Source organism: Mycolicibacterium tokaiense (assembly GCF_010725885.1).
Lineage (GTDB): Bacteria > Actinomycetota > Actinomycetes > Mycobacteriales > Mycobacteriaceae > Mycobacterium > Mycobacterium tokaiense.
Genome location: NZ_AP022600.1, coordinates 5,474,678 through 5,498,340, shown reverse-complemented (window position 1 = coordinate 5,498,340; position 23,663 = coordinate 5,474,678). Strand labels below are relative to the sequence as shown.

Below are 23,663 nucleotides of genomic sequence, written 5' to 3'. Positions count from 1 at the left end.
GATGCTGCCCAGTTGCCCTGACGTTGGACAGCGTTTGGCTACCGCAGATTCCAATTACCCGGTCATCGGAACGGCGACCGCGTAGGTGGGCCGGTATCGAGGGCGCGGAGTAGTGCGTTGTGTTCGCGTTCGGTGGTGATGCGTTGGGCGCGGTCATTGGCGCGGGTGCGTTGTCGGGTGGGCATGGGGGTGGTGGGTGTGGTGGTGCGGCGTCGTGTGTTGGGGTGGATGAAGGGCGTGGTGCTGGTGGTGAGGTTGGCGTGGGGGAGCAGGGTTCTGCTGCGGGGTTCGGTGAGGTAGGAGTGGCCGGTGGGGGCGGTCCAGTAGATGTCGCCGTTGGGGAGTTGTTCGTCGGTCCACTGTCCGGCGGTGGTGGGGAAGGTTTTGGCGAGGTGGTGTTCGCGGCAGAGGAGTTTGCCGTTGGAGGGGTGGGTGTGGCCGTGGTCGGCGTGGGCGATGGTGTGGTCGATGTCGAGTTTTTCGGCGGTGCGGGTGCAGCCGGGGAAGCTGCAGCGTAGGTCGCGCAGTGTGATGAAGCGGCGTAGTTGGTCGGAGAACTGGTAGTGCGGTTCGGGGTCCGCTGCGGGTGGGGGTAGGGGTTGGATGGTGGCGCCGGTGCGGATGAGTTCGGCGAGCAGCAGGGTGGGGATGATGTGGCCGCCGGTGCTGACTGCCGGTGGGCAGGTTTGAGCGGCAGGGGCTTCGCTGTTGGGGGTGTCAGGGGTAGCTGAGTCTGATGCCTCGCCGTGGATGTCCGGGGCGGGTGAATCCGCACGATCGTCGGTGGTGGGGGTGGCGGCGGTGCCGGTGTCGGGGTGATCCGGTGGCGGGGGTGGTGGTGTGCCGGGTCCGGGTGCGGCCCACGGGGGAGCCTCGCCGTCGTTGTCCCCGTCATCGCTGTTGTCGACAGGTGGGGTGAGGTAGACGTCGTATCCCGTCTCGGGTGGCGGCGGGGTGTCGTGGCTGTCGCCGTTGCCGTTGCCGTCGCCGTTGGTGGGGCTGTCCCAGGGCCACCGTGTTACGGGCTCGGCTGGGCGGGCAGCTGCGGCGGCGTCGACGTCGCGGGCGATGGCGTCGAGGTCGACCGTCGGTGCGGCCGGGTCGCTGTTGCGGTGGAAGTGTTGGGCGGCGGCGACTTCGGCCAGGGCGGCATCGAGGGTGCCGGCTTCGGCGAGGATGTGCACCACGATCGACGTCACCTTCGATGGGATCGACGCGGCAACACAGTCGGGGCGCCCGCATTGGCACACCAGGCGGTCGTGGCCGCGGAACACTGCCCCGAATCCGGCGTGGCGAAGTTCCCCTCGGCTGCGGGGGTCGTCGCGGCAGACGGTGTCGGCCATGGCATTCAACACCCGGGCAGCCACCTCGGCGTCGGTGGCCAGGATCCGCCCGAACACCGAGGCGGTGCCGGTGACGTCGTCGGGTTTACCGAACTGCACGTCGAGGTCGTGGGTGGCGTCGCGGTAGCGGCGTACGGCGTCGGGGTCGTGTTCGTCGATGATGGCGTCGACGGCCAGTTCGACGTCGGTATCGGATGCGGTGGTGTAGCTGCCGGCGCGGGCGGCGATTTCGGCGTCGATGACGGGTTGGGCGGCGGGGGTGACCAGGGCGGTGCGGTAGACGATGCTGGCGGCGACGCGGGCGTTGATCACCCCGGCATCCAAGAGGGCGGCGACCTTCGGGAGCCGCACGGCGAGGGCTTCGGCCAGGCGCAGCTGCCCGGAGGCCCGCCGCGGGCTCAACGCCAGGGCGGCGGCAACTTCATCTCGGGCGCCGGCCCAGGGGTCATAGACCCACAGCTTCTCCTCGTCGGCGGCTTCGGCTTCGCGCAGGGCCACCAGGTGGGCGATGCAGGCCAGTTTGCGGGCCGTCATCTGCGCCTCAGCCTGGTGGTACTCCCGGATGGCAGAGACCAGCTCCTTGGGGGTCAACTCCCCGTAGGTCGCCGGATCCGGAAGCGTATCGAACATACATTCGATTGTGCCACCACCCACCGACAAGATGCGATCACCCCGCTGAACTGGGCCGATACGTCCCGAAGCTCCAGACGTTGCCGTGCGGATCGCGGGCGGCGAACTCACGCGAGCCGTAGTCCTGATCGGTCAGCGGCATGATGATCTCGGCTCCGGCGGCCTCGGCGCGGGCGTGCAGGAGATCTGGATCGTCGACCACCACGTACAGCACCACCGGCCCGGGCAGGGCGAACGGACTGTCGGTGCGCTCGGCGTCGTCGATCATGACCACTCCGGTGCCCACCGCGACCTCTGCGTGCGCCAGGGGTTGATCGGGCTCCGGCGGTACCACCAGAGTGGGCGTGGCGTCGAACGCCTTCTCCAGCCAACTGATGGCCGCACGCGGGTCGACGTAGGGGACGATCGGGACAGCGCCGTTGAGTTCCATGCCGGCCACGCTAGGCCGAGCTCACAGGCGCGTCTTGTACAAAATTGACCAGCAGCTCGGTGGGCGTCTGCCCGGTCAGGCTGCGCACCTCGCGGGCGAGGTGCGCCTGGTCGAAGAACCCGCAGTCAGCGGCCAGGACGGCCCAGTCCACCGGCCCCGCACCTAGGCGGGCCGTCAGCGCTTCGAACCGGACGATGCGGGCCACCGTCTTCGGCGGCAGCCCCACCGCCTCGCGATAGCGGGTGATCAGGCGGCGATGGCTCCACCCCAACTCGGCCGCCAGATCACCGATCCGGGCCGACGTGATGCGCTCCAGCGACCACGACACCGCCGGATCCACGTCGTCGGAGTCCGCCAGCCGGGCCTGCAGCGCTGCGTCCACCAGCCCGAAACGCTCCGGCCAGTCCGCGGCCTCACCCACCTGCTGCACCAGACGGCCACCGGAAACACCCAGTACGTCCTCGATCGACACCGTCTGGTTGGCCAGCTCGTGCATCGGGATCCCGAACAGCCGCCGGGCTCCCAGCGGGGTCAGATCCACCTGTAGGCAATCCGCACTGCCGCCGTGGTGGACCAGCACCGGGGAGTCGGTGACGCCGGCGATGAACGAGCCCAGCCGCACTGCGGGACGGTCGACATGGGTCACCGTCCAGCCGGTGGCCAGATCGATGATGATCGGGACATAACTGCAGGGCAGCTCCCGGAACGTCATAGGTCGTCCGCTGCGATCGGTGAACCCCTCGTACCGCAGCACCACACCCCGCAGTGACGAGTGCGGGGTGCCGGTCACGAACGTGGTGCCCACATAGACCACCGTAGGTCGCGACGGCCGCTGTGCGTGCTGTACCAATGGTTTGTGCCAGAACCGACTGTGCTGCTGCTCTCGACGTCCGACACCGACCTGATCACCGCGCGGGCCAGTGGCGCCGGGTTCCGCTGGGCCAACCCCTCCCGCGTGCCCGAGGCGGACCTGCCGGAGCTGCTCGACGGGGTGGATCTGGTGATCGTGCGCATCCTGGGCGGCTACCGGGCCTGGCAGGACGGCATCGACACCGTGCTGGCCAGCGGCGTGCCGACCGTGGTGATCAGCGGAGAGCAGGCGCCCGACGCCGACCTGATGGAGCGCTCCACGGTGCCCGCGGGCATTGCGCTGCAAACCCACGCCTACCTGGCCCAGGGCGGCACCGAGAACCTGGCGAACCTCTACGCGTTCCTGGCCGACACCGTGCTGATGACCGGTTTCGGCTTCAACCCGCCGGTCAGTGTCCCGGAATGGGGTCGCCTCGAGCGCCCGGACAGCGTGAACGACGGGCCCACCATCGCGGTGCTCTACTACCGCGCGCAGCATCTGGCGGGCAACACTTCCTACATCGCGGCGTTGTGTGATGCCATCAACGCCGCCGGCGCCCGGCCGCTGCCGCTGTACTGTGCGTCGCTGCGCAGCGCGCCCCCGGAACTGCTCGAGACGCTGAAGACCGCCGACGCCATGGTGGTGACGGTGCTCGCGGCCGGCGGCGCCAAGCCCGCGACGGTGGGTGCCGGCGGTGACGATGACGCCTGGAATGTCGAACACCTTGCCGCACTGGATGTTCCGATATTGCAGGGGCTGTGCCTGACCAGCCCGCGCGCCACCTGGGACGCCAACGACGACGGCCTGTCCCCGCTGGATGTCGCCACCCAGGTGGCGGTGCCCGAGTTCGACGGCCGCATCATCACGGTGCCGTTCTCGTTCAAGGAGTTCGACGACGAAGGTCTGATCGCGTATGTCGCCGACGCGGAACGCTGCGCCCGGGTGGCGGGCCTGGCGGTCAAGCACGCACGGCTGCGCCATATTCCGAACGCCGAGAAGAAGGTGGCCCTGGTCTTCTCGGCCTACCCCACCAAGCACGCCCGCATCGGCAACGCCGTCGGCCTGGACACCCCGGCCAGCGCCGTGGCCGTGCTGCGGGCCATGCGCGACGCCGGATACGTGATCGGTGACGTCCCGGGGGTCGAGGCGCAGGACGGCGACGCCCTGATCCACGCGCTGATCGAACGCGGCGGGCAGGACCCGGACTGGCTGACCGAAGAACAGTTGGCCGGCAACCCGATCCGGGTGTCCGCCGCTGATTACCGGCGGTGGTTTGCCACGCTGCCGCAGGACTTCGCCGACGCGATCGTCGAGCACTGGGGCCCGCCGCCGGGCAACCTCTTCGTGGACCGTAGCCAGGATCCGGACGGTGAGATCGTCATCGCCGCAATGCAATCCGGCAACATCGTCATCGTGGTGCAGCCGCCGCGGGGCTTCGGGGAGAACCCGGTGGCCATCTACCACGACCCCGACCTGCCGCCGAGTCATCACTATCTGGCTGCCTACCGCTGGCTGGACAACAGCTTCTCCAACTCGTTCCACGCCGACGCGGTGGTACACCTGGGCAAGCACGGCAACCTGGAGTGGTTGCCCGGCAAAACCCTCGGCATGTCCGCGAGCTGCGGCACCGACGCCGCTCTCGGTGACCTGCCGCTGGTCTACCCGTTCCTGGTCAACGACCCGGGGGAGGGCACCCAGGCCAAACGGCGGGCACACGCGGTGCTGGTGGACCACCTGATCCCGCCAATGGCCCGCGCCGAGACCTATGGCGACATCGCCCGACTGGAACAGCTTCTCGACGAGCACGCCAACATCTCCGCGCTGGATCCCGGCAAGCTGCCCGCCATCCGTCAGCAGATCTGGACATTGATGCGCGCGGCCAAGATGGACCATGATCTGGGCCTCGAAGACCGCCCCGACGAGGACGTCTTCGACGACATGCTGCTGCACGTCGACGGCTGGCTGTGCGAGATCAAGGACGTGCAGATCCGCGACGGCCTGCACATCCTCGGCGACAAGCCCACCGGCGACGGCGAACTCGACCTGGTACTGGCGATCCTGCGGGCCCGGCAGCTGTTCGGCGGCGAGCAGTCGGTGCCGGGGCTGCGAGAAGCGTTGGGCCTGAAGGAAGATGGCTCCGAGCAGCGGGTGAGCGTCGACGAGGCCGAGGCCCGGGCGCGGCAGCTCGTGGCCGACCTGCAGGCGGCGGGCTGGGATCCTGCGGCCATCGACACCGACAACACCGAGGTCGCGACGGTGCTGCGGTTCGCGGCCACCGAGGTGGTGCCGCGGCTGGCCGGCACCGCACACGAAATCGACCAGGTGCTGCGGGCACTCGAGGGCCGCTTCATCGCGGCCGGGCCGTCCGGGTCGCCGCTGCGGGGTCTGGTCAACGTGCTGCCCACCGGGCGCAACTTCTACTCCGTCGACCCCAAGGCGGTCCCGTCCAAGCTGGCCTGGGAAACCGGTGTGGCGATGGCGGATTCACTGCTGGAGCGCTACCGCGCCGACTACGGGTCCTGGCCGCAGTCGGTGGGGCTGTCGGTGTGGGGGACCTCGGCCATGCGCACCTCCGGCGACGACATCGCCGAGGTGCTGGCGCTCCTCGGGGTCCGCCCCATCTGGGACGACGCCTCCCGGCGCGTGGTCAACGTGGAACCGATCGCTCTCGACGAACTCGGCCGCCCCCGCATCGACGTCACCGTCCGCATCTCCGGCTTCTTCCGCGACGCGTTCCCGCACGTGGTCACCATGCTCGACGACGCCGTGCAGCTGGTCGCCGGGCTCGATGAGCCGGGCGAGGACAACTACATCCGGGCGCACTCGGCCGCGGACCTCGACGAACACGGTGACCAGAGGCGCGCCACCACACGCATTTTCGGCTCCAAACCGGGCACCTACGGGGCCGGGCTGCTGCAGCTGATCGACAGCCGCAACTGGCGCGACGACAACGACTTGGCCCAGGTGTACACCGCCTGGGGTGGTTTCGCCTACGGCCGGGGTCTCGACGGCGCGGAAGCCACCGAGGACATGAACCGCGCGTACCGGCGGATCGCGGTGGCCGCCAAGAACACCGACACCCGTGAGCACGACATCGCCGACTCCGACGACTACTTCCAGTACCACGGCGGCATGGTCGCCACGGTGCGGGCACTCACCGGCACGGCTCCGGCGGCCTACATCGGCGACAACACCCGACCCGACGCGGTGCGCACCCGCACCCTGAGCGAGGAGACCACCCGGGTGTTCCGCGCCCGGGTGGTCAACCCGCGCTGGATGTCGGCGATGCGCCGGCACGGCTACAAGGGTGCCTTCGAGATGGCGGCCACCGTCGACTACCTGTTCGGCTATGACGCCACCGCGCACGTCATGTCGGACTGGATGTACGAGCAGCTCACCGAGAGCTACGTGCTGGACCCCGAGAACCGGAAGTTCATGGACGAGTCCAATCCCTGGGCGCTGCACGGGATGGCCGAGCGGCTGCTCGAAGCCGTCGAACGCGGGATGTGGGCCGAACCGGATCCGCAGACTCTCGACGGGTTGCGCCAGGTACTCCTGGAGACCGAGGGCGAGCTGGAAGGCTAGATTCGGTCTATGCCGACCTTCGCCGACGTCGCCAAAGCCGAGTACATCCTGCTGACCACGTTCACGAAGGACGGCAGGCCCAAGCCCACCGCCATCTGGGCCGCACCCTCGGGTGACGGCCTGCTGGTGATCACCCAGGCCAAGTCCTGGAAGGTCAAGCGCATCCGCAACACCGCGCGGGTCACCATCGCCGTCTGCGACCGCCGGGGCAACCCGAAGAGCGAACCCGTCGAGGCCGTCGCCGCCATTCTCGATCCGTCCCGCACCGCCGAGGTTTACGACGCCATCGGAAAGAGGTATGGACTGCTGGGCAAGACGTTCAACTTCTTCTCCAAGCTGCGCGGCGGGATGAAGAACAACGTGGGACTCGAGATCAAGGCGGTACCCGATGGCGGACAACCCCAGGCGTGACACCTTCGCGGACATCGCCCAGGCCAAGTACCTGCTGCTGACGACGTTCACGAAGGACGGCAGGCCCAAGCCCACCGCCGTGTGGGGGGTTCCGCAGGGGGACAAGCTGCTGATCATCACCGACGACGGGTCGTGGAAGACCAAGCGGATCAACAACACCCCGCGGGTCACCATCCAGAAGTGCGGCGTACTCGGCAGACCCAAGGGCGAGCCGATGGAGGCCGTCGCGCGCAACCTGCCGAAGTCCGAGGCGCGGCGGGTGTTCAACCTGGTCACCCGCCGATACTGGTGGCACAGCTGGTGGTGGATCCCGCAGGCGCTGGTGCGCGGCGGCATCGACAAGGTGCACAGCGCCATCGAGGTGGAAGCGGCGCCGGTCCCGGCGGGGAACCCCTGACCGCAGCCGTTCGTTGATCCGGGCATGGTGAAGCGGTTCTTCCTGCTGTACGTCCTGGTCGAAATGGCGGTCATCGTCGCGTTGACGGCGACCATCGGTTTCGGCTGGACCCTCATCGCGCTGATCGGCACCTTCGTGCTGGGTCTGCTGCTGGCCGGCTCACAGGCACGCCGTCAGCTCGTCAAACTGCAGCAAGGCATGAAGGACCCCCACGGTGCCGTCACCGACAGTGCCCTGGTGGCGCTGGGTTCGGTGCTGGTGTTCGTCCCCGGCCTGGTCACCACCGTGGTGGGCCTGCTGATGCTGGCTCCGCCCACCCGGGCCGCCATGCGCCCGCTGGCCGGGCTGGTGGCCGCCAAGGGGCTGTCCCGCCGCGTCACCGTCGTCAACCTGGGCGGCGGGGTGCCACCCCGCGGGCGCGGGCAGTACATCGACGGCGAGGTTGTCGATGTTCATGATGACGTCCCGGTTGACCGCCCCCTGGAGGCCAAGCCCGACTAGGTAGCGTGTCCGCGTGACGCAGTTGCTGCTCAACGGGCGCATCCACAGCCCCACCCATCCCGACGCCACCGCACTCGCGGTCCGCGGTGACACCATCGCCTGGCTCGGCAGTGACGCTGTCGCCCGCGAGCAGTTCCCGGACGCCGACGTCGTGGACCTGGCCGGAGCCTTCGTCGCCCCGGCCTTCGTCGACAGCCATGTGCACGTGACCTCCACCGGGCTGCTGCTCACCGGCCTCGATCTGCGCGCCGCCACCTCTGCCGAGCACTGCCTGGCGCTGCTGGCCGCCTACGCCGCCGCCCACCCGGACGGTATGGTCTGGGGCCACGGCTGGGACGACTCTGCCTGGCCGGCCCCGCCGAGCACCGCCGACGTGGACGCCGCGGTGGGCGCCCGGCCGGCCTACCTCTCCCGGGTCGATGTGCACTCCGCGCTGGCGTCCACCGCGCTGCGCGCCCAGCTGCCCGAGCTCAGTGCCGCCGACGGCTACGACCCCACCGGGCCGCTGCGCGCCGACGCCCACCACGCCGTCCGTACCCGGGCGCGCACCCTGCTCAGCGATACCCAGCAGCGCGACGCCCGCACCGCTGCACTGGACGCCTTCGCCGCCGCCGGTGTGGTCGCCGTGCACGAGTGCGCAGGCCCGCAGATCGGTGGCCTCGACGACTGGCTCGCCCTGCATGCCACCGACCACACCGTCGACGTGCTGGGGTACTGGGGTGAGGCCGTCAGCTCGGTCGACCAGGCGCGGGAGCTGATGGCACACAACGGCTTTCGAGGCCTGGCCGGAGACCTGTTCATCGACGGCGCCCTGGGCTCGCGCACGGCCTACCTCTCGGCGCCCTACGCCGACGCCGACCACTGCGGGCGGTGTTATCTCGACACCGACGCCGTTGAGGCCCACCTGCGGGTGTGCACCGAAGCCGGCATCACCGCCGGCTTCCACGTCATCGGTAACGCCGCGGTTGCCCTCGTGGTGGACGCGTTGCAGAGGGTCGTCGACGCCCTGGGGGTGCCCGCCGTCGCGCGGTGCGGGCACCGCCTCGAGCATCTCGAGATGGTCACCGGCGAGCAGGCCGCCAAACTCGGCGCCTGGGGTGTCATCGCCAGCGTGCAACCCAACTTCGACGCCCTCTGGGGCGGGGCGGACGGGATGTACGCCCAGCGACTGGGCCGCGAGCGCGCGCTGGGCCTCAACCCGCTGGCGCAACTGGCCGCGGCGGGGGTACCGCTGGCGTTCGGCTCCGACAGCCCGGTGACCGGGTTGGACCCGTGGGCCACCGTGCGTGCGGCGATCGAGCACCACACCCCGGGCGCGGCGGTGTCGGCCCGGTCGGCGTTCTCGGCGGCCACCCGCGGTGGCTGGCGGGCGGGCGGGGTACACGACGGTGTCACCGGCACCCTGGTCGCCGGGGCACCCGCGTCGTACGCGGTCTGGGACGCCGGCGACCTCGAGGTGGCCGCCCCGGCCGACTCGGTGGCCCGGTGGTCCACCGATCCGCGCTCCCGCGTGCCCGCCCTGCCGGCGCTGACCGAGCGCTCGCCGCGCTGTGTGCAGACCGTCCACCGCGGCCGGGTGCTGTTCGGCGGCCTCGGTGTCTAGGGTGTCGGGCTGGCTGGTGCCCCGCGCGATCCGGCTCAGCCTGGCCATCGTCGCCGGGCTGGCGTTGTGTGCGAGTTTCCCGCCGCTGGGCTGGTGGTGGGCCGCGATCGTCGGGCTCGCGCTGCTGGTGGTGGTGCTCAAGGACCCGGCCACCACCGCGGCCGGCGGACTGGGATATGGCGCGCTGTGCGGCGCCGCGTTCTACCTGCCGTTGCTGCCGTGGATCAGCGGCCTGGTGGGGGCGGTGCCCTGGGTGGCGCTGTCGCTGATGTGTGCACTGTTCCCGGCCCTGTTCGGCTGGCTGGCCATCTGGGTGCGGGACCTGCCCGGCTGGCCGGTGTGGATCGCGGCAGTGTGGATGGTGGCCGAGTGGCTGAAATCCGTCATCCCGTTCGGTGGATTTCCCTGGGGGGTACTCGGTTTCAGTCAGACCAACGGCCCGCTGCTGCCGCTGACCAGACTCGGCGGGGTGCCGCTGGTGTCGTTCGTGGTGGCGGTCGTCGCTGCCTGCCTGGTCGCCATCGGCCTGGAGATCCTCAGCTGGTGGCGCCAGTCGGCCAAGGACCGGCCACCCGCGGTGGTGCTGCCCGGACTGTGCATCGCGGCGGCGCTGTTGGCCATCGCGGTGGTGCACCCCGGCGTGCGGCAGTCCGGCGCCGGTTCCGACGCGGACCCGGCGGTGACCGTGGCCGCCATCCAGGGCAATGTGCCGCGACTGGGGCTGGACTTCAACGCCCAGCGTCGCGCGGTCCTGGACAACCACGTCAGGGAGACGATGCGGCTGGCCCAGGAGGTGCGGGCCGGCCGGGCGCCGCAACCGCAATTCGTGGTCTGGCCGGAGAACTCCTCGGATATCGATCCGTTGGCCAACGCCGACGCCGGTGAACAGATCTCGCTGGCGGCCGAGGCCATCGGCGCCCCCATCCTGGTCGGGTCGGTGGTGACCAAGCCCGGCAGCACCCGGGACAACCCGGCCGCGCTGAACACCGTCATCGTCTGGGACCCGGTGAACGGCCCGGGGGAGCGGCACGACAAGAAGATCATCCAGCCGTTCGGTGAGTACCTGCCCTGGCGCAGCTTCTTCGCCAAACTGTCGTCCTACGCCGACCGCGCCGGCTACTTCGTGCCCGGCGAGGGCAACGGGGTGGTGCAGGCCGCCGGCGTCCCCGTCGGCATCACCACGTGCTGGGAGGTGATCTTCGACCGCGCTGCCCGCGAGGCGGTGCTCTCCGGTGCTCAGGTGCTGGCCGTGCCCACCAACAACGCCACCTTCGACCAGACCATGAGCGAGCAGCAACTGGCGTTCTCGAGGGCCAGGGCGGTGGAGCACAACCGCTACGTCGTGGTGGCCGCCACCACCGGCATCTCGGCGATCATCGCGCCGGATGGCCGCGAACTGGCCCGCACCGAATGGTTCCAGCCGGGCACGCTCACCATGGCCATCCGGTTGCGCACCGACCTCACGCCCGCCACCCGGTGGGGTCCGCTGGTGCAATACGCGCTGGTGGCGCTCGGTGTGGGAGCAATCCTGGCAGGAGCATGGCGCAGAGTGCGGCACAATAGAGGGTTATTGCGCCCGACGCAGGGCGCCTCCGAGTTGGAAACCCGAGGAGCTTCATGACCATCGGCTCAGGTTCGTCCCTGCCTGGGGAACGACCCAGTCAGCGCACCTTGGTGATCGTGCCCACCTACAACGAGCTGGAGAACCTCCCGCTGATCGTGGGACGTATCCATGCTGCCCTGCCGGACGTGCACGTGCTCGTCGTCGACGACGGCAGCCCCGACGGCACCGGCAAGTTGGCCGACGAACTCGCACTGGCCGATCCGGACCGGCTGCACGTCATGCACCGCACCGCCAAGGACGGCCTCGGTGCGGCCTATCTCGCGGGCTTCGCCTGGGGTCTCAACCGCCAGTACACGGTGCTGGTGGAGATGGACGCCGACGGCAGCCACGCCCCCGAGCAGCTGCACCGGCTGCTGGACGCCGTCGATGCCGGCGCGGATCTGGCGATCGGCTCGCGCTATGTGCCGGGCGGCACCGTGCGCAACTGGCCCACCCGCCGGCTGGTGCTGTCCCGCACCGCCAACGGATACTCGAGGATCCTGCTGGGCGTCGACATCCACGACATCACTGCCGGCTACCGCGCCTACCGGCGCGAGGTGCTCGAGAAGATCGACCTGGCCGCGGTGGACTCGAAGGGTTACTGCTTCCAGATCGACCTGACCTGGCGTGCCATCAACAGCGGCTTCCGGGTGGTCGAAGTGCCCATCACGTTCACCGAGCGGGAGCTCGGGGTGTCGAAGATGAGTGGATCGAACATCCGCGAGGCCCTGGTCAAGGTCGCTCAGTGGGGGTTGAACGGGCGCCTCGACCGGGCCCGGGGCGTCACCAGGTGATCAGCCGCGCCGCTTGGTCTTGATGATGTCGAGGCGCTCCTTGAGCAGCTCCTCGAGTTCCTCGACCGAACGGCGCTCCAGCAGCATGTCCCAGTGGGTGCGCGGGGGCTTGACCTTCTTCGGCTCCGGCACGTCGCCGTCGATGAGGGTGCCCTCCATGCCGTTCTTGCACGGCCACGTCCCGGGAATCTCGGCGTCGTCGGCGAAGGGCACGTCGAAGATCTCGCCGTTGTCGGTGCGGTACCGCGCTACCTGACGCGGCGCCAGGTCATGGTTGCGGTCGGTCTCGTAGCTCACAGCTCCGAGGCGACTACCTCGCAGGACACGATCAGCCATCGTCGTCAACTCCTTCAAGCACAGATGTTCCGCGTCTATCAACGCAGCGGCGCCCGCAGCGGTTCCCGACGTGGCGACGCGACTATTCAGAATACCCTCAGGATCCGCGGCCCGGCGCCCACGCACGTCTACAGTTCTGCTTCGTGACCCGCAGAACGCGCCAGCAGCCGTGCCGGTGGTGTGGCCGCGAGGTGCCCGACGCCGGGCTGGGCCGGCGGCGGCAGTACTGCAGGCAGTCGTGCCGCCAGCGGGCCTACGAGCAGCGGGCGATGGTGAAGGGCTCCTCGGTACCGGAGGATGCCGTGGTGCTCTCGGCCGACGAGGCCGCACAATTGTCCGACCGGGTGTTCCAGGTGCGCTGTGCCGCCGAAGACGTGGCCACCGCCGTCGACGAGGGCGCAGACGGCGAGGAGTTGCGACACTTGTGCGACGCGCTGGTGCGGGCGGCCAAAGCCGCCGATGGGTGGCGCTGACACACCCTGGGAGGAATGGGTAAGGGTGACCTATCCGTTTGCAAGAGCGTGAATACTCATCAGATGTCCGCCGGCCCGGTCGGCGGACCCGAGTCCGCGGGTGTGGTGTGGCGGTTCGACGAATTCGAACTCGACACCGCGCAGTACGAACTGCGCGGCAACAGTGCGGTGATCCGGATCGAACCACAGGTGTTCGACGTGTTGACCCAGTTGGTGGCCAACCGGCATCGGCTGGTGAGCAAGGAGGAACTCTTCGACAGTGTCTGGGGCGGACGGTTCGTCGGTGAAGCCGCACTGACCAGCCGGATCAAGGCCGCCCGTCGGGCGCTCGGGGACGACGGGGAAGCGCAGAGCTACATCCGCACGGTGCGCGGCCGCGGGTATCAGTTCGTCGGCACCGTGGTCGGCGATGCGTCGGTGACCGACGAGCCGCCCCAGGCGCCGCTGCCGCGCCAGAGCATCGCGTTCACCCGTGCCGCGGACGGAATTCGGCTGGCCTACGCCGTCGCCGGTGACGGCCCGCCGCTGATACGCGCCGCCAACTGGATGACCCATCTCGGCTACGACATCGAGAGCCCGGTGTGGAGTCACTGGGTCCGCGATCTGGCCCAGGGGCACACCTTCATCCGCTACGACGAGCGAGGCTGCGGACTCTCCGATTGGGAGGCCGGGGAATTCACCTTCGACGACTGGGTGGCCGACCTGGAATCGGTGGTCGGAGCCCTTGGTCTGGAACGGTTCCCGCTTCTGGGCGTGTCACAGGGCGGGGCGGTCGCGGTGGCCTACGCGGCTCGGCATCCTGAGCGGGTGAGCAAACTGGTGCTGTGCGGCGCCTATGCCCGCGGGCGAGCGGTGCGTGCGGTGGGTGATCAGGAAAAACGCGCCGCGGCACTGGATCTCGACCTTGCCCGGGTGGGGTGGGGCCGCGATGATCCGGCCTTCCGGCAGGTGTTCGCGGCACAGTTCCTGCCCGACGGGACCCGCGCGGACTGGGCGGCCTTCGACCAGCTGCAGCGTCGGACCACCTCCGGCGAGAACGCCGTCCGTTTCCTGGAGGAGTTCGCCAGGATCGACGTGCGCGACCTCGCTCGGGAAGTGCAGTGTCCCACGCTGATCCTGCATTCACGTGAGGATCACCGCGTGCCGATGGAATCGGGTCAGGAACTCGCGGCGCTGATTCCGGACGCGCACCTGGTGACGCTGGACAGCAAGAACCATCTGCTGACCGGTGCCGAGCCGGCGTGGGCGGTGTTCCGCAACGAGGTCGCTGCGTTCTTGAGACCGTGAGATCTCCAGCCAATCTCCACACTCTCTCCATGTAACGGCGCCGGTCGAACGCCATGCTGGTCAGCATGAGAAAACCGTTCCGCACCCTGATGATCAGCACCGGCGCCCTGATCGCGCTGGGCTCGCTGCCGGCCTGCTCCGGCGGCAGCTCGTCGGGTCCCGCCACCGAGGCGGAATCCTCCACCACCGCCACCTCGGCGGCGGCCGCTCCGGCCGAAGACTTCCCGCAGACAGCGCGTTACATCGCCGACATGCCGATGCCCGACGGGGGCACGATGACCCTCGGCGTGGCCGTCAGCGGCGAGAAGGTGGTCGCCTATGCCTGCGACGGCAGCAAGGACGAAGCGTGGTTCTTCGGCAGCCAGGACGACGGTGCGCTGGACATCACCGGCAAGTTCCGCGACACCCTGGTGGCCGACTACGAGGGTGGCAACGTGGTCGGGGACCTGACGATGGACGGGGTCTCCTACACGTTCACGGCCCCGCAGGTGGCCGACCCGGCCGGGATGTACACCGCGGAACTCGGTGGCGTGCGGGCCTCCTGGGTGGTGCGCCCCGACGACACCATGACCGGTGTCCAGTTCACCCCGCGCGATGACGACAAGACCGTCTTCGAGTTGCAGGGTGAGGAGTTTCGTCAGCGGGTGCGCAACGCCCGCGAGCTGACGCCGGCGCCTGCGTTGACCGTCGACGGTCTGCGGACCACCATCAACGGTCAGCCCGTGGTTGCCGAGCTGGTCACCGGCGACACCAGTTTCACCAAGGACTGATCAACCAGAGATTCTGCTGCTCAACGACATTCGTAGCGGATGCCGACATCGGCGGGGGTTGTCACGTTCTGCAGGCAGCCGAACGGCACCACCCCCGCGTCGGACATCTGCAGCGCGGTCTGGCGGGCGAAGTTGACGCAGAACAGGGCCACCGGGTCGGTACGGCACTGATAGTCGCCGAACCGCAGTGAGCTGCCATAGGGCAGCTCACTGCCGGTGCCCTCGCTGAACGGACCCGGGTCGCCGTGCACGGATCCGATCTGGGCGGCGGCGCCGTCGAAGTCCACCCAGTTGCCCACCCACTGGCCGTACACCTCGGCCGGCGGCGGCGGCGGGTCGGTGAGCTCCACCAGGCACGCCATGGCGCCGTCGAACACGTCGGCGGCGGTCCGGCACTGGGTCGTGCCGGATGGTGTGACGAAGGCCACATCATCACCGAGGTCGGTCACCGTGTCGTCGCGGGTGGCCGAGCGGAATCCACCCGGATCGGCGGCCGGGCCCGCTTGCACCCACGAGATCACCGCTGTCACCGGAGCCCCGGCGGGCGGCGGTCCCGCGGGGACCGAACTCGGCGCACTGCTGCGCGGCGTCAGGGCGGTCGAGGCAGGTGACGAGGTGTCCGCGTTGGGGGTGGAAGCCTCCTGCGAGCCGGTCGAACATCCCGCCACCAGCACCGACGCCGCCACAACCACAACCATCCGCATGCTGACCACGGTAGTTCGCTACCGTCGGGTCATGCACGAGCACACCAAGCGCGTCACCACCTCCAGCGGTGTCGTCGAGGGGTTCACCCGCAACGGGGTGAACCGTTGGCGCTCCATCCCGTACGCCAAGCCGCCGGTGGGACCACTGCGTTTTCGCGCGCCGATGCCTGCCGAGCCGTGGCGGGGCGTGCGGTACTGCCACGGATTCGCCAACTGCGCGCCACAGCAGCGCAAGTACACCCTCACCGGGATCGGTCGCTACCAGACCATGGGCGAGGACTGCCTGACGCTCAATGTCGTCGCACCCGAGGCCGCGTCGGACGAGCCGCTGCCGGTGATGGTGTTCGTCCACGGCGGTGCCTACATCCTGGGTAGTTCGGCCACCCCCATCTACGACGGGGTGAAGCTGGCCCGCCAGGGCTGTGTCTATGTGTCGGTGAACTACCGGCTGGGGGCGTTGGGGTGCCTGGACCTGTCGGCGCTGGGTACCGCGGCGCATCCGATCGATTCCAACCTGTTCCTGCGTGATCTGGTGCTGGCGCTGTCCTGGGTGCGGGACAACATCGCGGTGTTCGGCGGGGACCCGGCCAACGTCACGATCTTCGGAGAGAGCGCGGGCGCCCACGCCGTCACCTCTCTGCTGGCCGTTCCTGCCGCCGAAGGCCTTTTCTCGCAAGTCATTTCGGAGAGCCCGGCCGCCGGCATGTCCTCGTCGGCCGAGCAGGCCGCGGAGTTCGCCAACCGCTTCGTGGCCCTGCTGGGTATCGAGGAGTCCGAGGCGGCGCGGGTTCTGCGCACCGCACCGGCCGCCGAACTCGTGAACGCGATGGATGGGCTGATCGCCCAGGGCAGCCAGGAGATGCTCGGCGCCTTCCCGGCCGGTCCCACCCACGGCGACGAGTATCTGCCGGTCGAGCCGCTGGAGGCGATGCGCCGGGGTTCGGCGCACCGTGTGCCGCTCATCGTGGGCACCAACGCCGAAGAGGCGCGGCTGTTCACCCGGTTCCTCAAACTGCTGCCGACCACCGAACCGATGATCGAGGCGCTGCTGGCGGAGGCCGGACCGGATGCCCGCGCCCGCATCACCGCCGCCTACCCGGACTATCCCCGCCCGGCGGCGTGCATCCAGCTCGGCGGGGACTTCGCGTTTGCCTCGGCGGCCTGGGACATCGCCGAGGCCCACAGCCGCCATGCTCCCACCTACCTGTACCGCTACGACTACGCCCCGCGCACGCTGAAGTGGTCGGGGCTGGGTGCCACCCATGCCACCGAACTGCTGGCGGTCTTCGACGTGTACCGCACCCGGTTCGGCTCGCTGCTCACCGCAGCGGGTGATCAGCGTTCGGCCGCCGCCGTCACCCGTGCCGTGCAGAGCCGGTGGCTGGAGTTCAGCCGCACCGGTGTGCCCGGCGGGGACTGGCCGGCGTACCACCACGACGACCGGTCGGTGCTGGTGTTCGACCGGCGCACCCGGGTGGAACTCGACCCGGATCGGGACCGCCGCTCGGCGTGGTCGGGCTTCTCGCTGACGTCGTGATCCCGGCGCCGTGACCGCCACCTGAGTTTGTCGCCGATGTCATGCGCAGCCTCGGCGGATGTGATTGCGTAGCGCCATGAACGATCATCCCCTGGATCCGTTGTCCGCCGACGAGTTCACCGCGGTATCGGCGATCCTGCGCCGCGAGCGCGGGGTGGGCGAGGGCTGGCGGATCAACTGCGTCGAGATGGTGGAGCCGGGCAAAGCAGAGCTGGCCGCGTTCGACGGCGGCGGGCAGCGCCCTGCGCGCCGGGCCCTGGTGCTGTGCCTGGACCGCGCGGCCAATGCGACCTACCGCAGCGTGGTGTCGCTGACCGACGACCGGGTGGAGACCTTCGACCACGTCCCCGGTGTGCAGGCCAACTTCACCGTCGACGAATTCCACGAGTGCGACGAGATGCTGCGCAGCCACCCCGACGTCATCGCGGCGCTGGCCAAGCGGGGCATCACCGACATGGAGCTGGTCTTCATGGACACCTGGACCTACGGCGACGCCGTGGCGCCCCCGGAATTCCGCGACCGCCGCATCGGATGGTCGGACACCTGGCTGCGCAGCGCTCCCGGCGCCAATCCCTACGCCACCGCCGTCAGCGGCCTGCACTGCGTGGTGGACCTGAACTCGATGGAACTGCTGCGGGTCGAGGACGACGACCCGTTCGCCGCCGGCGGTAGACCGCCGGTGACGATGGGCGAGTATGTGCCCAAGCACATTCCGGACCGGATCAAGGCGGGCTACCAGCGTGAGCCGCTGAAACCGCTGGAGATCACCCAGCCCGACGGGCCGTCGTTCACGCTCACCGGAAACCTGCTGCGCTGGCAGAACTGGTCGCTGCGGGTGGGGTTCAACCACCGTGAGGGCATGACGCTGCACACGCTGAAGTACCGCGACGGTGAACGGGACCGTTCGGTGGCGCACCGGCTGTCCTTTGCGGAGATGATGGTGCCCTACCGCGATCCGTCAGTGGACCACTACCGCCGCACCGCCTTCGACATCGGGGAGTGGGGCCTCGGTTTCATGACCACCTCCCTGGCGCTGGGCTGCGACTGTCTGGGGGAGATCCGCTACCTCGATGCCACCCTGCACAATTCGAAGGGTGAGCCGTACACCATCGCCAATGCGGTGTGCATCCACGAGGAGGACAACGCGGTGCTGTGGAAGCACGTCGATGCCGGCAGCGCCGAGGTGCGCCGGATGCGGCGGCTCACCATCTCCAGCCACGTCACGGTGGCCAACTACGAGTACCTGATCTACTGGCGGCTGTATCAGGACGGCAACATCGAGTGCGAGGTGCGTGCCACCGGCATCATGGTCACCACGCCGGTGCCCCCGGGCAAACCGCATCCCAACGGCACCCTGGTCGATCAGGGCACCTATGCGCCGTTCCACCAGCACTTCCTGGTGGCGCGCCTGGACCTCGACGTCGACGGCACCGAGAACACGGTGTACATGACCGAGTCCCACGCCGCCCCCACCAGCGACGACAATCCCTACGGACTGTCGGTGGTGCAGCGCAACGTGCCGCTGCGCTCGGAGGGCCAAGGCATCCAGGATCTGAACTTCGCGACGCAGCGCGCCTGGAAGGTCGTCAACACCAACGTCGTCAACGGCCTGGGCACGCACCCGTCCTACAAACTGGTGCCCACCGGCGCGCTGCCGTCGATGTTCCATCCGGAGTCCCCGGTGTTCCAGCGGGCCACGGTCATCGGCCACACCCTGTGGGTGACGCCCAACAGCCCTGATGAGCGTTGGCCTGCAGGTGAATTCGTCAATCAGTCGGCCCGGGACACCGGAATCGGCGCGTGGATCCGCGCCAACCGGTCGATCGAGAACACCGATGTGGTTCTCTGGTACGTCTTCGGCATCCACCACATCACCCGGCCGGAGGACTGGCCGATCATGCCGGTCGATGTGGTGTCGTTCTGGCTCAAGCCGTACGGATTCTTCGACCGCAACCCGTCGCTGGATGTTCCTGCGAGCCCGCCCGCCCACTGTCACGCCCCGAATTGACAACCGTCAAGAAAGTCGGCGCAAACCATTGTGTCCGGCGTCACCATTGCCCTACGTTGATGCGGTGCGTACTGACACCGCGCTGGAGCGGCCCGCCGACCTGACCGTCGAATGGCTCAGTGAGATCACGCAGAAACCGGTGAGCCACTTCGACTTCGAGCGCATCGGCACCGGTCAGATGAGCGAGTGCTATCGCGTCACCCTGGACCACGGGTCGGCGTCGGTGGTGCTCAAGGTGTCGGCGTCGGATCCGACCAGCAGGCAGACCGGAGCCGCGCTGGGCCTCTACGAGCGTGAGGTCCGGTTCTACACCGACATCGCACCCCGGCTGGCGGCGGATGCAGGTCCGGTGGCGCCCTGCCTGCACGCGGCCATCGACCCGGCCACCGGCATATTCGACCTGGTGCTCGCCGATGCCGCGCCGGCCGAGGTGGGCGACGAGATTCGGGGTGCGACAAGGGAACAGGCCGAACTGGCGGTATCCGAGCTGGGCCGCCTGCACGGTCCGGTGCTCGGCGACCCGTCCTTGGCGGGCGCGGCCTGGCTCAATCGCGACGCCCCGGTCACCAGTGAGCTACTCGGCGCCCTCTACGCCGGTTTCGCCGACCGCTACGGCGCGTCGATCACCGCAGACCACCGGCTGGTCTGTGACCGGCTGGTGGCCGGCTTCGACGCTTATCTGAACGCCGAGGATCCCTTGCCGCACGGGCTGGTCCATGGCGACTACCGCCTGGACAACCTGCTGTTCGGCCGGCCCGGCGCCGACCGCCCGCTGACCGTGGTGGACTGGCAGACCGTCACCTGGGGACCCGCGCTGACCGACCTGGCCTACTTCCTGGGGTGTGCGCTGCCCGTCGAGGCCCGGCGCGCGCACTACGACGAGTTGCTGCGGTCCTATCACGACGCGCTGGGCCCCGATGCGCCGCTGACGGTGGACGCGGTGCGCGAGGGGGTGCGCCGGCAGACCTTCTTCGGGGTGATGATGGCGATCGTCTCCTCCATGCTTGTGGTGCGCACCGAGCGTGGCGACCAGATGTTCTTGACGATGCTGGATCGCCACTGCGCACACGTGCTGGACACCGGCGCGCTGGACGTCCTGTGAGCGCCCCCGCTGCTGCCGACGAAGGAGCGCACCCGCACGATGCGGAACCGCTGTGGAGCGAGAGCTGGTATTTCGATTTCGTCGACCCCGAGCAGCAGGTGGGTGGGTGGATCCGGCTTGGGCTCATCCCGAATGAACAGCGCTGCTGGATTCAGGCCCTGCTGTGCGGACCGGGGATGCCGACCGTCGCCCTGTCCGACTTCGACGCGCCGCTGCCGGCCGATCCGCACCGGCTGGTCACCGACCAGATCAGGGTCGCCCACACCGCGACCGCACCGCTGCAGAGCTACTCGGTGACGGTGCGCGGTGCGGGCCAGGCCTACGACCAGCCGCAGGCGCTGTTGCAGGGGAAACCGGGCCGGCCTGTCGAGGCCGAGTTCGACCTGGTCTGGACCACCAGGGGCACGCCCTACCAGTATCCGATCGCGGCGCGCTACGAGATCCCGTGTGTGGTCTCGGGGACGGTGGTGGCCGACGGCCGCACCGTGCACCTCGAGCAGGCGCCCGGGCAGCGCGACCACTCCTGGGGGACCCGTGACTGGTGGGGGATGGAATGGGTGTGGAGCGCACTGCACCTCGACGACGGCACCAGTCTGCACGGGCTGGACCTGCGGCTGCCGGGCATCGATCCGATCGGCGTGGGTTACGTACAGCACGATGGTAAGCTCACCGAACTGACCGCCGTGACCGCACGGGAAGTGTTCGGCGACAACGCTCTTCCGATCAGCACCGAGTTGAGCCTGGAACCGGGTGGGCTGGTGGTGTCGGCTGCGATCGTCGGCCACGCGCCGGTGCGGCTGGTGGCCGCCGACGGCCGGGTCAGCCAGTTTCCGCGCGCCTGGGCGACCGTCACCACCGGTGACGGCCGCCACGGCACGGGATGGCTCGAGTGGAACCGGAACTCAAGCCTGGAAGAACGCCAGTAGCTCCGGGTTCAGCACGTCGGCGTGTGTGGTCGGCAAGCCGTGCGGAAAGTCCTCGTAGGTCTTGAGCGTCGCGTTGGCGAGCAGTTCGGCCGTCCGTGGCCCGGACGCCACGTAGGGCACGATCTGGTCTTCCTTGCTGTGCACCACCAATACCGGGATGGTGATGGTGCCCAGGTCCGCGGTGAAGTCCGTCTGGGAGAACGCCACGATGCCGTCGTAGTGGGCCTTGGCGCCGCCCATCATGCCCTGGCGCCACCAGTTGGCGATCACGGCCTCCGATGCCTGCGCGCCCGGTCGGTTGAACCCGTAGAACGGCCCGGAGGGCAGGGCGCGGTAGAACTCCGAGCGGTTGGCGGCCAGCTGCTGCTGCAGGCCGTCGAAGACGTCTTTCGGCAGCCCGTCGGGGTTGGCGTCGGTCTTGACCATCAGCGGCGGAACCGCGCACAGCAGAGCGGCTTTGGCGGCCCGGTCCTGACCATGACGGGCCAGATAGCGCACCACTTCGCCGCCACCCGTCGAATGCCCGACGTGAATCGCGTCGCGCAGATCCAGGTGGTCCACCACGGCCTTCAGATCATCGGCATAGTGGTCCATGTCGTGGCCGTCGGCCACCTGGGTGGACCGGCCGTGACCGCGGCGGTCGTGGGCCACCACCCGGTAGCCCTGGGACAGGAAGTACAACATCTGGGTGTCCCAGTCGTCGGAGGACAACGGCCAACCGTGACTGAACACGATGGGCTGGCCGGATCCCCAGTCCTTGTAGAAGATCTCGACGCCGTCGCTGGTGGTGAGGGTGGGCATGGACCGCCTCTTCTGCCGAAGTTGGAACCGTCTGACACCGAAGAAACTACGCCCGCCGGCAGGCCCGTGCTCAGCGCAGGCCGGAACTGTTGTCGTCGAGTTCATCTCGGCGCAGTCCCATCGGAGTCAGTTCCGGTACATCGCCGCCGGCGACCACCAGACGGGTCAACGGTGTCAGGCCGGCGAACAGCGCCTCCACCTCTGCGTCGTCCAAAACCGACAGTGCGTCGAGCGCCAGCCGGTCGGTCGCGGTTTCGATGTCGTCCTTGAGGCGCCATCCCGCCGGTGACAACTCCTCGCCCGCGACCAGGCCGCGCGCGGCCAGACCGAGCCGGCATGCCGCCCACTCCTGGTCGTCGTAATCTCGGGCCCGCCGCATGTACTGCTCACTGACCGCACCGGAGAGACAGTGCAACACGTTGGCCTCACGACCGCTGATCCCGTTCGCCGTCAGCACGGCCACATGCCCGTCGCCGCGGTGTTCGCGCAGCAGGGTGGTCGCGTGCCAGAGCCGAGCCAGCGGCTCCTCTGGCCAGGGAAGAGCGGCGTTGGCGGCGAACAGCGGCCGCCCGTCCAGCACTGCCCCCAGTGCCGCCTTGGCGGCCAGTTCCGCTGTGGCAGAGAGACTCTGGTGCTCGTCCAGGCCATAGCGGCGCAGTGCGGCCACCGCCCCGCCGGAACGGGCCTGCACGGCCTGGCCCGGGGTGGTGCGCTGCCAGGCTGCCTCCAGTGCGGTGGCCACCCGCCACCTGGAGAAGTTGTGGAACGTGGCGGCCACGACTTCGGCCGGCGCGCGACCCAGCGGCGCCGACCGGGCCGCGAAATAGCCCATCCAGAACCCGCGCAGACCCAGGTCGTCCATTGCCCGCCTGGCCTCGGGTGCGAAGTAGGTCACCGCGTGCACGGGTTCGAAGCGATCGAAGAATCGGCGGGCCAGTGCGGGGGAACGTCTCACGGCTGGAGTATTCCACCGTCGCCGCCGGTCGCCTGTTATGTTGCCTGCGCCCACCGGGACACCGCCGGTGGCGGGAGCATCGGGAGGTCGTCATGCGCACACTGGTCCGCACGGTCGCCACCGCGGCCGTGGTCGTCTCGGCGGCCGTCGGCTGCAGCTTCAGTGCCGGCTCCGGTCCGCCGACGGTGAGCAAGGCCGATCTCGAGAAGGACATCACCCAGCGACTCGCCGATGCCGACCAGAAGCCGCAGTCGGTGACGTGCAGCGCTGATCTCGAAGGGGTCGTGGGCAAGACCACCACGTGCGAGGTGGTGCTCAGTGACACCAATGCCATCGAGCCGGTGGTCGAGGTCACCAAGGTGGACGGCACCACGGTGAATTACGAGATGACCCCGGCACTCTCGCAGGAACAGCTGGAGAAGGCGGTGGCGAACCTGGTCACCGAGACCGCGGGAGACGACGTCACCGGGGTGACCTGCGACGGTGGGCTCGAGGGCACCGAAGGCACCGAGACCAACTGTTCCATGCAACTCGGCGGGGAGCCGCTGGACACCGTGGTCACCGTCACCACGGTGGATGGGCTGATGATGAACTTCGAGGTCAATCAGGCCTGAACG

Annotated in this window: 20 protein-coding genes and 1 pseudogene; 14 read left to right on the top strand and 7 right to left on the bottom strand. The window is 69.1% G+C overall.

Features of this window, described 5'->3' with window-relative positions; all coding sequences use genetic code 11:
- Nucleotides 1-62: 62 nt before the first annotated feature.
- From G6N58_RS26525 to G6N58_RS26515, 3 genes are read right to left on the bottom strand one after another with little or no spacing between them, the layout of a single operon-like run.
- Nucleotides 63-1,973: an HNH endonuclease signature motif containing protein gene (locus G6N58_RS26525; protein ID WP_115280851.1), complete on the bottom strand. Its 1,911-nt coding sequence runs from the start codon at nucleotides 1,971-1,973 to the stop codon at nucleotides 63-65.
- Between the two features lie 37 nt (nucleotides 1,974-2,010).
- A complete protein-coding gene (locus tag G6N58_RS26520; RefSeq protein ID WP_115282040.1) occupies nucleotides 2,011-2,403 on the bottom strand; it encodes a VOC family protein in 393 nt (130 codons plus the stop codon).
- A gap of 10 nt (nucleotides 2,404-2,413) precedes the next feature.
- Nucleotides 2,414-3,208, bottom strand: coding sequence for a helix-turn-helix domain-containing protein (locus G6N58_RS26515; RefSeq protein WP_147289420.1), 795 nt, complete (start codon nucleotides 3,206-3,208; stop codon nucleotides 2,414-2,416).
- A gap of 51 nt (nucleotides 3,209-3,259) precedes the next feature.
- Here G6N58_RS26515 and cobN point away from each other — a divergent pair, with 51 nt between their 5' ends.
- Genes cobN through G6N58_RS26480 form a run of 7 tightly spaced genes read left to right on the top strand, consistent with a single transcriptional unit; the run spans nucleotide 3,260 to nucleotide 12,147 of the window.
- Nucleotides 3,260-6,838, top strand: a complete 3,579-nt coding sequence (gene cobN / locus G6N58_RS26510) for a cobaltochelatase subunit CobN (RefSeq protein WP_232068014.1) — start codon at nucleotides 3,260-3,262, stop codon at nucleotides 6,836-6,838.
- A gap of 9 nt (nucleotides 6,839-6,847) precedes the next feature.
- On the top strand, nucleotides 6,848-7,249 hold the full coding sequence (locus G6N58_RS26505) for a PPOX class F420-dependent oxidoreductase (RefSeq protein ID WP_115280853.1): 402 nt from the start codon (nucleotides 6,848-6,850) through the stop codon (nucleotides 7,247-7,249).
- Nucleotides 7,227-7,646 (top strand): PPOX class F420-dependent oxidoreductase, encoded by a 420-nt coding sequence (locus tag G6N58_RS26500; RefSeq protein ID WP_115280854.1) that lies wholly within the window; start codon nucleotides 7,227-7,229, stop codon nucleotides 7,644-7,646. The genes G6N58_RS26505 and G6N58_RS26500 overlap by 23 nt, the downstream gene beginning before the upstream one ends.
- Nucleotides 7,647-7,670: 24 nt before the next feature.
- Nucleotides 7,671-8,147 carry an FxsA family protein gene (locus tag G6N58_RS26495; protein ID WP_115280855.1) on the top strand — a complete coding sequence of 159 codons (477 nt, stop codon included), beginning with the start codon at nucleotides 7,671-7,673 and terminating at the stop codon, nucleotides 8,145-8,147.
- Between the two features lie 13 nt (nucleotides 8,148-8,160).
- A complete protein-coding gene (locus G6N58_RS26490) occupies nucleotides 8,161-9,750 on the top strand; it encodes an amidohydrolase (RefSeq protein WP_115280856.1) in 1,590 nt (529 codons plus the stop codon).
- The gene (lnt, locus tag G6N58_RS26485) at nucleotides 9,743-11,371 is read left to right on the top strand and encodes an apolipoprotein N-acyltransferase (RefSeq protein WP_407664126.1); all 1,629 of its coding nucleotides are present in this window, start codon (nucleotides 9,743-9,745) and stop codon (nucleotides 11,369-11,371) included. The genes G6N58_RS26490 and lnt overlap by 8 nt, the downstream gene beginning before the upstream one ends.
- On the top strand, nucleotides 11,368-12,147 hold the full coding sequence (locus tag G6N58_RS26480; RefSeq protein WP_068917408.1) for a polyprenol monophosphomannose synthase: 780 nt from the start codon (nucleotides 11,368-11,370) through the stop codon (nucleotides 12,145-12,147). The genes lnt and G6N58_RS26480 overlap by 4 nt, the downstream gene beginning before the upstream one ends.
- On the opposite strand, the gene G6N58_RS26475 is transcribed toward G6N58_RS26480, so the two are convergent.
- Nucleotides 12,148-12,483 carry an RNA polymerase-binding protein RbpA gene (locus G6N58_RS26475; RefSeq protein ID WP_068917407.1) on the bottom strand — a complete coding sequence of 112 codons (336 nt, stop codon included), beginning with the start codon at nucleotides 12,481-12,483 and terminating at the stop codon, nucleotides 12,148-12,150.
- A gap of 143 nt (nucleotides 12,484-12,626) precedes the next feature.
- Between G6N58_RS26475 and G6N58_RS26470 the strand changes: the two genes are divergently transcribed.
- From G6N58_RS26470 to G6N58_RS26460, 3 genes are all read left to right on the top strand, one after another.
- Entirely contained in the window at nucleotides 12,627-12,956 is a 330-nt protein-coding gene (locus tag G6N58_RS26470; protein WP_115280858.1) for a hypothetical protein, read from the top strand.
- Between the two features lie 63 nt (nucleotides 12,957-13,019).
- A complete protein-coding gene (locus tag G6N58_RS26465) occupies nucleotides 13,020-14,243 on the top strand; it encodes an alpha/beta hydrolase (protein ID WP_163908441.1) in 1,224 nt (407 codons plus the stop codon).
- A 65-nt stretch (nucleotides 14,244-14,308) separates the two neighbouring features.
- A complete protein-coding gene (locus G6N58_RS26460; protein ID WP_115282043.1) occupies nucleotides 14,309-15,013 on the top strand; it encodes a hypothetical protein in 705 nt (234 codons plus the stop codon).
- Nucleotides 15,014-15,033: 20 nt separating this feature from the next.
- Here the strand turns inward: G6N58_RS26460 and G6N58_RS26455 are convergent, their stop codons facing one another.
- Nucleotides 15,034-15,717 (bottom strand): hypothetical protein, encoded by a 684-nt coding sequence (locus G6N58_RS26455; protein WP_115282044.1) that lies wholly within the window; start codon nucleotides 15,715-15,717, stop codon nucleotides 15,034-15,036.
- A gap of 31 nt (nucleotides 15,718-15,748) precedes the next feature.
- Here G6N58_RS26455 and G6N58_RS26450 point away from each other — a divergent pair, with 31 nt between their 5' ends.
- The 3 genes and pseudogenes from G6N58_RS26450 to G6N58_RS26440 all read left to right on the top strand — a co-directional run bounded on the left by G6N58_RS26450 (nucleotide 15,749) and on the right by G6N58_RS26440 (nucleotide 21,290).
- Complete coding sequence (locus G6N58_RS26450) at nucleotides 15,749-17,254, top strand: carboxylesterase/lipase family protein (RefSeq protein WP_115280859.1); 1,506 nt, start codon at nucleotides 15,749-15,751, stop codon at nucleotides 17,252-17,254.
- 76 nt (nucleotides 17,255-17,330) lie between these two features.
- Nucleotides 17,331-19,262, top strand: a complete 1,932-nt coding sequence (locus G6N58_RS26445) for a primary-amine oxidase (RefSeq protein ID WP_115280860.1) — start codon at nucleotides 17,331-17,333, stop codon at nucleotides 19,260-19,262.
- 64 nt (nucleotides 19,263-19,326) lie between these two features.
- Nucleotides 19,327-21,290, top strand: a pseudogene (locus tag G6N58_RS26440) (DUF7064 domain-containing protein).
- Here G6N58_RS26440 and G6N58_RS26435 read toward each other — a convergent pair.
- Nucleotides 21,267-22,091 carry an alpha/beta fold hydrolase gene (locus G6N58_RS26435; protein ID WP_115280861.1) on the bottom strand — a complete coding sequence of 275 codons (825 nt, stop codon included), beginning with the start codon at nucleotides 22,089-22,091 and terminating at the stop codon, nucleotides 21,267-21,269. The pseudogene G6N58_RS26440 and the gene G6N58_RS26435 sit on opposite strands and share 24 nt — an antisense overlap.
- A 70-nt stretch (nucleotides 22,092-22,161) precedes the next feature.
- Nucleotides 22,162-23,046, bottom strand: coding sequence for an SCO6745 family protein (locus tag G6N58_RS26430; protein ID WP_115280862.1), 885 nt, complete (start codon nucleotides 23,044-23,046; stop codon nucleotides 22,162-22,164).
- 92 nt (nucleotides 23,047-23,138) lie between these two features.
- Here G6N58_RS26430 and G6N58_RS26425 point away from each other — a divergent pair, with 92 nt between their 5' ends.
- The gene (locus tag G6N58_RS26425) at nucleotides 23,139-23,660 is read left to right on the top strand and encodes a DUF4333 domain-containing protein (protein WP_115280863.1); all 522 of its coding nucleotides are present in this window, start codon (nucleotides 23,139-23,141) and stop codon (nucleotides 23,658-23,660) included.
- Nucleotides 23,661-23,663: the final 3 nt, after the last annotated feature.